Annotated in this window: 13 protein-coding genes and 1 other annotated feature; all 13 genes read left to right on the forward strand. The window is 40.6% G+C overall.

The window, feature by feature from the left end:
• The first annotated feature begins 27 nt into the window (after window positions 1-27).
• The 13 genes from ACQKKK_RS02450 (at window position 28) to cccA (ending at window position 12,640) form a co-directional block, all read left to right on the forward strand.
• Window positions 28-426 (forward strand): cytidine deaminase, encoded by a 399-nt coding sequence (locus ACQKKK_RS02450; protein WP_427613807.1) that lies wholly within the window; start codon window positions 28-30, stop codon window positions 424-426.
• On the forward strand, window positions 419-1,348 hold the full coding sequence (era, locus tag ACQKKK_RS02455; protein WP_061464097.1) for a GTPase Era: 930 nt from the start codon (window positions 419-421) through the stop codon (window positions 1,346-1,348). Before ACQKKK_RS02450 ends, era begins: the two co-directional genes overlap by 8 nt.
• A 99-nt stretch (window positions 1,349-1,447) precedes the next feature.
• The gene (locus tag ACQKKK_RS02460; protein ID WP_081108859.1) at window positions 1,448-1,591 is read left to right on the forward strand and encodes a YqzL family protein; all 144 of its coding nucleotides are present in this window, start codon (window positions 1,448-1,450) and stop codon (window positions 1,589-1,591) included.
• A gap of 33 nt (window positions 1,592-1,624) precedes the next feature.
• Window positions 1,625-2,377 (forward strand): DNA repair protein RecO, encoded by a 753-nt coding sequence (gene recO / locus ACQKKK_RS02465; RefSeq protein WP_427613809.1) that lies wholly within the window; start codon window positions 1,625-1,627, stop codon window positions 2,375-2,377.
• A gap of 58 nt (window positions 2,378-2,435) precedes the next feature.
• Window positions 2,436-2,611 (forward strand) — a binding site (T-box leader).
• Window positions 2,612-2,705: 94 nt separating this feature from the next.
• The gene (gene glyQ / locus ACQKKK_RS02470; RefSeq protein ID WP_061140675.1) at window positions 2,706-3,602 is read left to right on the forward strand and encodes a glycine--tRNA ligase subunit alpha; all 897 of its coding nucleotides are present in this window, start codon (window positions 2,706-2,708) and stop codon (window positions 3,600-3,602) included.
• A complete protein-coding gene (gene glyS / locus ACQKKK_RS02475) occupies window positions 3,589-5,658 on the forward strand; it encodes a glycine--tRNA ligase subunit beta (RefSeq protein WP_427613810.1) in 2,070 nt (689 codons plus the stop codon). The genes glyQ and glyS overlap by 14 nt, the downstream gene beginning before the upstream one ends.
• Window positions 5,659-5,785: 127 nt before the next feature.
• On the forward strand, window positions 5,786-6,460 hold the full coding sequence (locus tag ACQKKK_RS02480; protein WP_427613812.1) for a helix-turn-helix transcriptional regulator: 675 nt from the start codon (window positions 5,786-5,788) through the stop codon (window positions 6,458-6,460).
• A 16-nt stretch (window positions 6,461-6,476) separates the two neighbouring features.
• On the forward strand, window positions 6,477-7,298 hold the full coding sequence (locus ACQKKK_RS02485; protein WP_230160715.1) for a pyruvate, water dikinase regulatory protein: 822 nt from the start codon (window positions 6,477-6,479) through the stop codon (window positions 7,296-7,298).
• Window positions 7,299-7,784: 486 nt separating this feature from the next.
• Window positions 7,785-8,267: a YaiI/YqxD family protein gene (locus ACQKKK_RS02490; RefSeq protein ID WP_427613813.1), complete on the forward strand. Its 483-nt coding sequence runs from the start codon at window positions 7,785-7,787 to the stop codon at window positions 8,265-8,267.
• 51 nt (window positions 8,268-8,318) lie between these two features.
• Window positions 8,319-10,124: a DNA primase gene (gene dnaG, locus ACQKKK_RS02495; protein WP_427614053.1), complete on the forward strand. Its 1,806-nt coding sequence runs from the start codon at window positions 8,319-8,321 to the stop codon at window positions 10,122-10,124.
• A 35-nt stretch (window positions 10,125-10,159) separates the two neighbouring features.
• Complete coding sequence (rpoD, locus tag ACQKKK_RS02500) at window positions 10,160-11,293, forward strand: RNA polymerase sigma factor RpoD (protein WP_284470210.1); 1,134 nt, start codon at window positions 10,160-10,162, stop codon at window positions 11,291-11,293.
• Window positions 11,294-11,508: 215 nt separating this feature from the next.
• The gene (locus ACQKKK_RS02505; protein WP_427613814.1) at window positions 11,509-12,039 is read left to right on the forward strand and encodes a hypothetical protein; all 531 of its coding nucleotides are present in this window, start codon (window positions 11,509-11,511) and stop codon (window positions 12,037-12,039) included.
• A gap of 235 nt (window positions 12,040-12,274) precedes the next feature.
• Window positions 12,275-12,640 (forward strand): cytochrome c550, encoded by a 366-nt coding sequence (cccA, locus tag ACQKKK_RS02510; RefSeq protein WP_427613815.1) that lies wholly within the window; start codon window positions 12,275-12,277, stop codon window positions 12,638-12,640.
• Window positions 12,641-12,721: the final 81 nt, after the last annotated feature.

A 12,721-nucleotide genomic window follows, 5' to 3' on the forward strand; every position in this document is an offset into this window, starting at 1 on the left:
GTACTCAATTTGAAAGGAAGATGTGAATTGAATACGAATGAATTGATTGAAGAAGCTAAAAAAGCTAGGGAAAAAGCTTATGTGCCTTATTCCAAATTTAAAGTGGGGGCAGCCCTTTTGACCGCTGATGGAAAGGTCTATCATGGTTGTAATATAGAAAATGCTGCGTACAGCATGTGTAATTGTGCTGAAAGGACCGCTTTATTCAGCGCTTATGCCCATAACGATAAAAAATTCACTAAACTTGCAGTCGTGGCAGATACCGATGGTCCCGTTTCTCCATGCGGGGCGTGCAGGCAGGTTATTTCAGAACTGTGTGACCAGGATATGCCGGTAGTTTTGACCAACTTAAATGGGGATATAAAAGAACTAACAGTACAGGAATTGCTTCCAGGAGCTTTTTCACCGGAGGATTTAAATGGATAAATTATTTGATGATACACAAGTAAAAGGTTATAAATCAGGTTTCATTTCGATTATTGGTCGACCTAATGTTGGAAAGAGTACATTTCTGAATCGGGTCATCGGTCAAAAAATCGCGATTATGAGTGATAAACCCCAAACTACAAGAAATAAGGTTCAGGGTGTACTTACGCAAAACGATTCACAAATGATTTTCATTGATACACCCGGCATTCATAAACCAAAGCATAAGCTTGGGGATTTCATGATGAAAGTGGCAACGAATACATTGAAAGAGGTCGATTTGATTCTCTTCATGATCAATGCGACTGAAGGATACGGGCGCGGTGACGAGTTTATCATCGAAAAACTTCAAACCGTAAAAACTCCTGTTTTCCTGGTTGTAAACAAAATAGATGCGATGCATCCAGATGATTTACTTCCAATCATTGAAAAATACCAGCAGCTTTACCCTTTTGCGGCAGTCGTTCCGATTTCTGCACTTGAAGGAAATAACGTCGATACATTGCTTGAACAAATCAAGGAACATCTGCCAGAAGGTCCCCAGTTTTATCCAGCTGACCAAGTGACCGACCATCCGGAACGTTTTATCATTTCCGAATTGGTCCGCGAGAAGGTATTGCACCTGACGCGTGAAGAAATTCCGCATTCAGTGGCTGTTGTCATCGATTCAATTAAAAAAATGGATAACAGCGATACCATTAATGTCATGGCGACGATTGTTGTCGAGCGTGATTCACAAAAAGGCATCGTCATCGGTAAGCAAGGGAAAATGCTTAAAGAAGTCGGTAGCCGTGCCAGGGTGGACATCGAAAACTTATTGGGCTCGAAAGTTTTCTTGGAACTTTGGGTAAAGGTACAGAAGGATTGGCGTAACAAAGCCAGCCAGCTTCGCGATTATGGTTTCAATGAGAGCGAGTATTAATTAACAAAATTTACGCGTTATGAAAGTTTGGAAAACGGTCAAGCTAATCATATGGTCGGATATTCATATTGCTAGTTAAAAATGAAAGGTGGGCTTTATATGTTGGATTTTACCTGGGAATTATTTAGTGAAACAGGTAATGTGGACACCTATTTGCTGTTTAAGGAGATAGAAGTCGAAAGACAGGAAAGACCCTTGGTATTGAAAGATGAGCTAGCAGAAATTGATTTTCCTGTTTCATAGGTTAGTCTTGGCGAACATGGGTGGTGTCTTGGTATGCTCCAAAAATGTGAGGGCATTGTCATAAGGCGAACTGCATATGGAGAAAATAACAAAATCATTACTATATATACCCGAGAGCTAGGAAAAATTGGCGTTATGGCTAGAGGAGCCAGTAAACCTAACAGCAGGCTTGCTGCCGTCACCCAGCTTTTTTGCTCCGGGTATTTCCTTGTAACCACATCAACCGGACTCGGAAGTCTTCAGCAAGGTGAAATGGTCGATTCACTCCGCTTCATACGGGAGGATCTTTTTGCGACTGCTTATGCTTCTTATATTGTTGAGTTGCTTGATAAAAGCGTCGATGATAAAAAACCGAATCCATATTTGTATGAATTGCTTTTGCAAACCTTGCATTACATAAACGAAGAATATGACGCAGAGGTTTTGAAATTCATTTTTGAAATGAAGATGCTGCCCGTCAACGGGATTAACCCAGTGCTGAATCAATGTGCTGTTTGTGGTGAAACGGAAGGGGAATTCGCCTTCTCGCTTCGGGAAGCGGGTTTTATTTGTCATCGCTGTCTCGGGAAGGATCCCTATCATTTTAAAATTTCACCTGCAGCCGTCAAATTGCTTAGGATATTTTATTATTTCGATTTATCAAGGCTAGGAAACATTTCCGTCAAGCCTGAAACGAAAAAGGAACTCCAGAAAATCATAGATGCATATTATGAGGAATATTCCGGTCTCCATTTGAAATCAAAAAAGTTCCTAAAACAGATTGATACGATGAAAGATATGTTTTAAGTTCTGACCTATTGACATTCCATGCTAGTTTGTATAAAATTCTAATCATTAAAATAAGAAGATTGCGTTGATGGAAAAGAGTATCTGTCATTCTCCATAAAAAGCGAACCCGGGACGGTGGAAGCCGGGATATGGATTTACAGGGAAGGGCGTTTCCGGAGCATGTTGCTTTAAAAGAGGCCGTTTTATAAACGGCAATTAGGGTGGAACCGCGGGTATACTCTCGTCCCTATGCATTTCGCATAGGGACGGGAGTTTTTTGTTTGCCTGTGAAAGGGTTCCAATCCTTAATTTTTAAAGAGCCGTTTAAATAACCTGGAGGTGTACGATGAATATTCAAAATATGATTTTAACGTTACAAAAGCATTGGTCTGAACAAGGCTGCATATTAATGAATGCTTATGATGTAGAGAAAGGGGCAGGAACGATGAGCCCATACACGTTCCTGAGAGCCATTGGACCTGAGCCTTGGAGTGTTGCTTACGTGGAGCCATCCCGCCGTCCGGCTGATGGTCGTTATGGCGAGAACCCTAATCGACTGTATCAGCATCATCAGTTCCAAGTGATCATGAAGCCGTCGCCTGACAATATCCAAGAGTTATATTTGGATTCATTGCGCGCTTTAGGGATTAATCCGCTAGAGCATGATATTCGTTTTGTAGAGGACAATTGGGAAAACCCATCACTAGGGTGTGCTGGTCTCGGTTGGGAAGTATGGCTTGATGGAATGGAAATCACGCAATTTACCTATTTCCAACAAGTGGGGGGCCTTGAATGTAAGCCGGTTTCCGTGGAGATTACATACGGGATCGAACGTCTTGCCTCTTACATTCAAGATAAGGAAAACGTATTTGACCTGGAATGGACAGAAGGATTCACGGTTCGGGATATATTTGGACAGCCGGAATACGAACATTCAAAATATACGTTTGAAACATCCGACCTAGATATGCTGTTTCAACTTTTCACGATGTATGAAAAGGAAGCGCATCGCCAAATGGAAGAAGGGCTTGTGCATCCTGCCTATGATTATGTTTTGAAATGTTCACATACATTTAATCTTTTGGATGCCAAAGGCGCCATCTCGGTAACGGAAAGAACGGGATATATTGCCCGCTGCCGTAACCTAGCGCGTAAGGTCGCTAAAACCTTCTATGAAGAGCGGGAAAAATTAGGCTTCCCGATTCTGAAAGTGAAAGGGGAGAATACAAATGAGCAAGCGTGATTTGTTATTGGAAATTGGATTGGAAGAGCTGCCAGCCCGTTTTGTGACAGCTTCCATGAATCAGCTGTCAGATAAAGTGCAGAAATGGCTAACGGAAAAAGCGATTGAATTCGGAGAGGTTGAAGCGTTTTCCACACCAAGACGTTTGGCCATATTGGTGAAAGACGTGGAAGAATCACAAAAGGATATCGAAGAAGAAGCAAAAGGACCGGCTAAGAAAATAGCTTTGGACAGCGAAGGCAATTGGTCTAAAGCTGCATTGGGATTTGTCAGGGGCCAAGGCATGACTTCAGAGGATATTTATTTTAAAGAACTCAAGGGTGTAGAATATGCCCATGTGAATAAATTCATAAAAGGACAACCGACAGCCCAGCTTTTATCTGAGCTACAGGAAATTATTACAGGCATGACGTTCCCGAAAAATATGCGTTGGGCCAACCAAGATCTTCGTTTTGTCCGTCCGATTAAGTGGCTAATTGCCTTATTCGGTAATGAAGTAGTGCCATTTAGCATCGCTGATGTCGAGACGGCCCGTGAAACAAAGGGACATCGTTTCTTGGGCGATAGTGCAATCATCGAGCTGCCGGCACAGTACGAAGAAACGTTAAAAGAACAATTTGTAATGGCGGATCCAGATAAACGCCGACAAGTTATTCTAGATCAGATTAAAGGGCTTGAGCAGGAAAAGGGCTGGATCATCCCAGTCGATGAAGACCTGCTTGAAGAAGTCAATAATTTGGTGGAGTATCCAACGGTGTTATTTGGACACTTCGAAGAAGAATTCCTTGAGCTTCCTGCAGAGGTACTGATCACTTCAATGAAGGAGCACCAACGTTATTTCCCGGTCAAAGATCAAGACGGCAAGCTACTTGCTTTCTTTGTAACCGTGCGTAATGGTGATGATCGCCATTTGGATAAGGTTTCTAAAGGGAATGAAAAAGTATTGCGTGCACGCCTATCAGATGCAGCATTCTTCTATAAAGAAGATCAGAAAAAAGAGATTTCGGCTGCTTTGAAAAAACTGGACAGCATCGTTTATCATGAAGAAATTGGTACATTGGCCGAGAAAACTGCCCGAGTAACTGCAGTGACCGGTGTTCTTGCCGATGCCTTGAATTTAAAGGCGGAAAAAGAAATGGCCCTTCGTGCAGCGGAAATTGCCAAGTTCGATTTGGTTAGCCATATGGTTTATGAATTCCCTGAATTGCAAGGGTATATGGGTGAAAAATATGCGCTCCTAAAAGGAGAAGCCAAGGAAGTGGCCGCAGCCATCAATGAACACTATATGCCAAGGCATGCGGATGACAATGTTCCGCCATCTGTCATTGGAGCGGTTGTTAGTATAGCTGAAAAAATTGATACTTTGTCTTCATTCTTCGCTATTGGCGTCATTCCGACAGGTTCCCAGGATCCATACGCACTAAGAAGGCAGGCGAGCGGTGTCGTCCAAATTCTAGCCGAGAAGAAATGGAATATCTCTTTAGAGGAGCTTATTGTTTTAGGCCTTAAAGGTCTAGAATCAAAAGGTATCTTAAAACGTGATCTTGAGGAAGTTAAAGCGGATATGTTCACATTCTTTAAAGCCCGTGTAAAACACCTGCTACAAGAACAGCAAATCCGTTACGATTTGATTGACGCAGTTCTGTTCAATGAGATCGGTTATATCCACTCCATCGTGGAACGTGCACACGTCTTGGATGCGAAAAAAGACGAAGCAGGATTTAAAGAAAGCCTGGAAGCTTTAAGTCGCGTCATGAACATTGCCGTGAAATGTGACAATAAAGTGACAGTCGACCCAAGTGTCTTTGAAAATGATCAAGAAAAAGCGCTATACGAAAAATATCAAAATGTAGCAATGCGCTATACTGAATCTAAAGATGAGAATGAGCGGTTTGAACAGCTTGTTTCGCTCCAATCGGAAATAGAGTCATATTTTGAGAATACAATGGTCATGGCAGACGATGAAGCAATACGTAGTAACCGTTTATCTCTTATGAAGGAAATCAGTGATTTGGTTGCAAGTTTTGCCGCCATGAATAAAATCATCCTTACATAACTGAAAGGGTGTATGGAAATCGGAAATACTTTAAACAAGGGTTTCCGATTTCCATAAAAAGATAAATGGTCAATAATTAGGACAAACATGCCCTTATTAAATAATTTAGTATATAATTATTTAATGAATGACTTTTGTTACTTTACTCTGCGAAAGCAGTGGGGTGGTGATTATAATCCAATTGAATAAGCGTCAGGAACATATTTTACAAATTGTAAAAGAAAACGGACCGATTACTGGAGAGCATATTGCCGATAGATTGAACCTTACGAGGGCGACTCTTCGTCCAGATCTAGCCATTTTGACGATGGCAGGTTTTCTTGATGCCAGGCCGCGAGTGGGGTATTTCTATACAGGCAGGTCAGGAACACAGCTTTTGACCGACAGCCTTAACCATCTTTATGTACGAGACTACCAATCGATCCCGGTCGTTGTTGACGAGGGCATTTCCGTATATGATGCAATCGTCATGATGTTTTTAGAAGATGTCGGGACAATGTTCGTTGTCGATAAGCATGCATTGCTTGTTGGTGTCTTATCCAGGAAAGACTTGTTGCGTGCGAGTATTGGGAAACAAGAGCTTAACTCCATTCCAGTCAATATCATCATGACTAGGATGCCCAATATTACAATGTGTTCAAAAGAAGATCTTTTGATTGATGTTGCCAAAAAATTGATTGATAAGCAAATCGACTCATTACCGGTCGTCAAAGACACAGAAAAAGGCTATGAAGTAATTGGAAGAATTACAAAAACCAATATTACGAAAGCATTCGTAGCTTTGGCTGATGAAGGCTATTAGGGGGCTTGCAAAAGGAATGACGGAGAATATGAACGGTTCTATTATATATGTTGTATCGGATTCAGTAGGCGAAACAGCGGAATTGGTTACAAAAGCAGCTGCAAGCCAGTTCTCGGGATCTGCTTTTTCCATAAAGCGAATTCCGTACATTGAAGATGAACAAAACGTGGATGAAGTGATTTCACTAGCTAAATTAGATGGGGCGATTATTGCTTATACCCTTGTGAAGCCGGCTATTAGAGCGTATATGAAAGCACAGGTCGAAAAGGAAAACCTGTCTGCTTATGACATTTTAGGGCCGCTTATGGACATCCTTCAGGAAAGGGCACCAAAAGGGCCTCTTAATGAACCTGGTCTTGTAAGAAAGCTGGATGATGATTATTTCAAGCGTGTGGAAGCCATTGAATTTGCAGTAAAATATGATGATGGGCGTGATCCCCGAGGCATTTTACGTGCAGATATCGTCCTTGTAGGTGTTTCACGCACTTCAAAAACACCGTTATCACAGTATTTAGCCCACAAACGCTATAAAGTGGCGAATGTACCTTTAGTGCCTGAGGTGGAACCGCCAGAAGAGCTGTTCCTGGTGCCGCCTGAAAAATGCATTGGTTTAAAGATCAGTCCGGAAAAGCTGAACCATATTCGGAAAGAACGATTAAAGTCACTCGGGCTCAATGATCATGCTATTTACGCAAACGTGGAGCGAATAAAAGAAGAATTGACATACTTTGATAAAATCATATCAAGGCTGAACTGTCCAATTATTGATGTAACCAATAAAGCTGTTGAAGAAACAGCCAATTTGATCATCAATATCCTTCAAAATAAAAATCGTTAACCCTTACAATCAAGGCAAACCAAAATGTGAGCTGGACACTTTAAGTGTCAGCTCACATTTTAATGCCAAGGTCAGTAAAGGGAATATCAAGAATAAATTGAAAATAATTACATTTAATTCCTCTTTTTTTCAAATGTAAATCCATTGATTTGCATGAAAATAAAATCGGAATTTAAATGTTGGCATCTTCTAATCAAATAGACTATAATAAAAAATTGTGAGAAAAAAGTAATCTTAAGGTTTAGACTTAATTAATAAGGAATAAACTAAAGGTTAATGAGATGTCAAGGTTTTTATCATAAAAATAATTCGACATGTTCCGTATAATTCAAAATGGGTGGGCCTTATTCAAGAGAAAAGTGGCGCTCTCACTTAAGAAAGCTGGTATTCCTTGAAGAATAAATATTGGCTATTTTAGAGGGAACTCTCTGAACCAATGCTAAAAATTCACTATATCTTCATAAAGTTTAGGGGAGAAAAAGGATTATGCAGAAAGATGTAGAATTAGAAAGTATGAATAATAAACCGACCATACACGTCGATGCCGATGCATGCCCGGTGAAAGACGAGATCCTTCATTGTGCAGGATTGCACGATGTTGAAGTCTGTTTTGTTGCATCATATAAAAATATGATGAATAACCCTGAAGGTAAATGGGTATATGTCGATGCAGACAAAGAAGCGGCTGATCTTTATATAGTAAACTCAGTAAAAAAGGGTGATATTGTCGTTACCGCAGATATTGGTTTGGCTGGGACCCTGCTTCCTAAAAGCGTTTACGTCCTTTCGCCTAGGGGAAAAGAATACACAGAAGAGAATATTTTCATGCTCTTGGATATGCGTTATCAGTCGGCGAAACTCCGCAGGCAGGGTAAACATACGAAAGGGCCGAAAGCATTCACAAAGGAAGATCGAACATGTTTTACAAATAAACTTTTGAAAACTTTGTCGAACTTTGCAGGAAATTAGGAAGCAGTATCGAATTAGAAACTATCACCAGTATTGCAAGGTGGAAAAATGATAAATGGCCGTATAGAAGATGAAAAAATTAATCAAATTCGCGAAGCTGTTGACATTGTTGATTTAATTGGAGAGTATGTTCAGCTGAAGAAGCAAGGGCGCAATTATTTTGGCCTTTGTCCTTTTCATGGTGAAAACTCACCCTCGTTTTCCGTTTCAACGGAAAAGCAAATCTTTCACTGTTTTGGTTGTGGGGCAGGCGGAAATATTTTTACCTTCTTAATGGATATAGAAGGCTACAACTTTGTGGAATCTGCAAAAGTTTTAGCTGAAAAAGGAAATGTTCCTTTGGATGTTGAAATTAATAAGGATTCCAAGCGTTCTAACATGCCTGCAGGCTCGCAGCAAATGGTTGAAGCCCATGACCTGCTGCGAAAGTTTTATAACCATCTTCTCGTTAACACGAAGGAGGGCCAGGACGCTCTCGAATATTTACTTAAACGGGGGTTCACTGAAGAGACGATAGAAAAGTTCCAAATTGGCTACTCTTTAGATTCATGGGACTTCGTATCCAAGTTTCTTTTAAAACGTGGGTTTCCAGCAGAATACATGGAGCAGGCAGGGCTTATTATTTACAGGGAAAAAGACGAGTCATATTTTGACCGTTTCAGAAATAGAGTCATGTTTCCAATTATGGATCATCAAGGAAATACGATTGCGTTTTCAGGGAGAGCGATGGGGGACGATGAGCCCAAATATTTGAATAGTCCTGAAACGCCAATCTTTAATAAAAGTAAAACTTTATATAATTTCCATCATGCAAGACCTCACATACGAAAGAAAGAACAAGTAGTCATTTTTGAGGGCTTTGCCGATTGTATTTCAGCTGTTCGTGCAGGTGTAGAAAATTCGGTCGCTACAATGGGGACTGCCCTGACGGATCAGCATATCCAGCTTTTAAAAAGAAATACTGACCAGATACTCATTTGCTACGATTCGGACTCTGCGGGATTGAACGCAGCCAATCGTGCAGTTGATATGCTGCAGGACCATGACTTTTCCGTGAAAGTCGCTCTCATGCCTGATAACTTGGACCCCGATGACTACATAAAGGAATTCGGTGAAAAAAGCTTTGTTTCTGAAGTAATAGGGGCCAGCTTAACCTACATGGCATTCAAAATGCATTATTTGCGTCGAGGGAAAAATGTAAATAATGAAGGAGATCGAATTCAATATATCGAAGAAGTCCTTAAAGAAATTTCGCGATTGCCCAATGCAGTGGAGAGGGATCATTATCTCCGGCAGTTATCCTCTGAATTTTCCCTATCATTGGATGCGCTGGAACAGCAGCAGCGCCAGGTGTTCTTTACGGAACGCAAGAAGGGGACACTGCCGCAGCCTGCAGCCCAAAAGAAAATGGCCCTGCAATATGAGCATAAGTTAAAGCCTGCTCATCATAATGCTGAAATGAAGTTAATTGCCCATATGCTAAAAAGCAGGGATATGACTTTTAAAATTCAGCAGCTGCTTGGGCAAACGGTCTTTCATGTAGACGAACATCAGGCAATCATCACCTATTTATATGCGTTCTATGAAGATGGACACGAACCGGATACAAGCTTTTTCCTTACTTATTTACCGGATCCAAACTTGAGAAGGATCGTTTCGGAAATAGAAATGATGTCAGTGAATGAGGAAGTTACCGATAAAGAACTGACCGATTGTATAAATCAAGTGTTGAAATATGAAAAGTTGTTAAAGATAAAAGAAAAACAAGTTGAAGAAAAAGATGCAGTTAGACGGAGTGATTATGTCACTGCTGCACAGATTGCCATGGAAATCATTAAATTGCGTAAAATGTTGTAGTCGTTTAGGTGTAAGTCCTGGAAGGAGGGGAACTAATGGCTGAAAAACCAGCACGTTCCAAACAAGTTGATAATGAATTTAGCCTTGAACAGGTTAAAGAAAAATTAATAGAGCTAGGTAAAAAACGAGGCTCTTTGACTTTAGAAAAAATCGCTGAAATGATTGGCGGTTTTGAGTTAGATTCCGATCAAATGGATGAGTTCTATGAGGTGTTAGCAGAAAACGGCGTCGAGATACTCACGGATGGTGAGGAAGACGAAGATGAAGATGATCCTGATGAGAAGAAACTTGCAAAAGAAGAAGAGTTTGACTTAAATGATTTAAGTGTTCCTCCTGGCGTTAAAATTAATGATCCAGTCCGTATGTACTTAAAGGAAATCGGACGGGTCGACCTTTTATCGGCAGAAGAGGAAATCTCTCTGGCGACGCGAATTGAAGATGGAGATGAAGAAGCGAAACGCCGATTGGCTGAAGCTAACCTTCGTCTTGTTGTCAGTATTGCCAAGCGTTATGTCGGACGAGGCATGCTTTTCCTTGATTTGATTCAGGAAGGTAATATGGGACTTATCAAAGCAGTAGAAAAATTTGATTACCGCAAGGGATTCAAATTCAGTACGTATGCAACATGGTGGATTCGCCAAGCCATAACCCGTGCCATAGCCGACCAAGCAAGAACGATCCGGATACCGGTGCATATGGTTGAAACGATCAATAAATTGATCCGTGTCCAAAGACAGCTTCTTCAGGATTTAGGACGTGAACCTTCTCCGGAAGAAATTGCAGAAGATATGGACTTAACTCCTGAAAAAGTTCGTGAAATCTTGAAAATAGCTCAGGAGCCTGTTTCCCTGGAAACGCCAATAGGTGAAGAAGACGATTCCCATTTAGGTGATTTCATTGAAGATCAGGATGCTACTTCCCCATCAGAACATGCAGCATACGAACTTTTGAAAGAACAGCTTGAAGACGTATTAGATACACTTACTGACCGTGAGGAGAACGTCTTGAGACTCCGCTTTGGACTTGACGATGGCCGCACTCGGACACTTGAAGAAGTAGGTAAGGTGTTTGGGGTCACCCGCGAGCGTATCCGTCAAATCGAAGCGAAGGCGTTACGTAAACTGAGACATCCAAGCCGCAGCAAACGCTTGAAAGATTTCTTGGAATAAAATATAAATGCCCTTCACAGAGCCCTCTTTGAATGCCCAGCGTTCGGGAGCGGCTTTTTTTTGAAATTGAATGTAAAAAATTTCTTATAAGAACAAAATTTAACCAGTTATCTATATAATGGAGATGGGTTTAGCTAGATAAACTTAGTTTCCACAACCTAAAAGAGCGGGAAAAACTGTTAAAAAGAAATGACCGGCATGAGGATGTGAAATTCATGGATGAGATGAGAAAGAAAATCATCATTCAAGAAATAAACTCCTGGAAGGAAAGTCGTATGCTTCCGGAGAAATATTGTAATTACCTGCTTGCATTATACTGTCAAGGCGAACTACCGCCTGCAAATTCGAATAAAACCGGAAGTGATAAGAAAGACATTCTTTCAGGACTGTTGATTGGAGCCCTTTTTGCATTTATTGTATTTTTGAATTATTTTACTGAAATACCCATAAGAATGCAAATGCTTGGGACAACAATTTCTATCATTGCCTTTGGACTGGCGGTCCGCCGCTTTATCGGCAGGAAAATAATTTTTCAGATGGCGTTGATGGGAATGGCGTTATCACTGCTTTTATTAACAGTCAGTTTGGCAGAATTCATGGCACCCGGCAAAGCGGGCATTCTTTATGTTTTCTTGTTCATAAATTGCGGACTCTGGGTTTTAATGGGCAAAAAACTGAAGCTGCTCTATTTCTCCATAGCGGGAGGCCTGGGGGCAATAGTCATTGCTTACTTTTTAATAATATAATTCAAAGACATTCTAGCGGTTTTAAATAGTGAATTTAGGGTATTATGAAATATATGTAAGAAAAAACAAAATTGTTTGGAAATATACATAAGTTTTTGACAATTTTAAGAAATTATATAATATCTTCTATTTTTGGGCTTTTACTTGAAACTCTTTTCAAGTAAAATAATATATAGTTGTTTGTATATAATATTAAATATGGTAAGTTTAGGTTCTACATAGGGGAGGAAATACTATGCGCAATCCAGTAATGCCTTTTATTATTATCATGGTTTTTGGTATTGGACTTATGTTTTTACTTTCGTTTAAAGGGTTGGGTGATGCCAAAGATCTAGCTAAGGAAAAAGAGGGCGGCGAAAAGACAGAAGAAAAAGAAAGTGCGTCTGCATCACCTGAGGACATCTATAAGCAAAACTGTATCTCTTGTCATGGTAACGCCTATCAAGGCGGTGTCGGGCCTGCTCTAAAAGGAGTTGGTGATCATCTGTCGGTGGACGAGGTTAAAGACGTGATCACTAATGGACGAGGTGCAATGCCACCAGGTTTAGTCGAAGAACAGAACATTGATGCCATGGCCGAATATATTCATGGACTGAAGTAATTCATGAAAACTGACTCAGGAGATCGTTTGAAGGCGACCTTTTTGGGTCAGTTTTTATTTTATTCTGAAAAAGGAAGATTC

This window comes from Peribacillus sp. NPDC006672 (assembly GCF_050274955.1).
GTDB lineage: Bacteria > Bacillota > Bacilli > Bacillales > DSM-1321 > Peribacillus.

Coding starts and splice junctions, on each gene's coding strand:
- glyS (WP_427613810.1), top strand. CDS start 3,589: ATGAGCAAGCGTGATTTGTTATTGGAAATTGGATTGGAAGAGCTGCCA.
- ACQKKK_RS02485 (WP_230160715.1), top strand. CDS start 6,477: ATGACGGAGAATATGAACGGTTCTATTATATATGTTGTATCGGATTCA.
- era (WP_061464097.1), top strand. CDS start 419: ATGGATAAATTATTTGATGATACACAAGTAAAAGGTTATAAATCAGGT.
- glyQ (WP_061140675.1), top strand. CDS start 2,706: ATGAATATTCAAAATATGATTTTAACGTTACAAAAGCATTGGTCTGAA.
- ACQKKK_RS02460 (WP_081108859.1), top strand. CDS start 1,448: ATGTTGGATTTTACCTGGGAATTATTTAGTGAAACAGGTAATGTGGAC.
- recO (WP_427613809.1), top strand. CDS start 1,625: ATGCTCCAAAAATGTGAGGGCATTGTCATAAGGCGAACTGCATATGGA.
- ACQKKK_RS02480 (WP_427613812.1), top strand. CDS start 5,786: ATGACTTTTGTTACTTTACTCTGCGAAAGCAGTGGGGTGGTGATTATA.
- rpoD (WP_284470210.1), top strand. CDS start 10,160: ATGGCTGAAAAACCAGCACGTTCCAAACAAGTTGATAATGAATTTAGC.
- ACQKKK_RS02490 (WP_427613813.1), top strand. CDS start 7,785: ATGCAGAAAGATGTAGAATTAGAAAGTATGAATAATAAACCGACCATA.
- cccA (WP_427613815.1), top strand. CDS start 12,275: ATGCGCAATCCAGTAATGCCTTTTATTATTATCATGGTTTTTGGTATT.
- ACQKKK_RS02505 (WP_427613814.1), top strand. CDS start 11,509: ATGGATGAGATGAGAAAGAAAATCATCATTCAAGAAATAAACTCCTGG.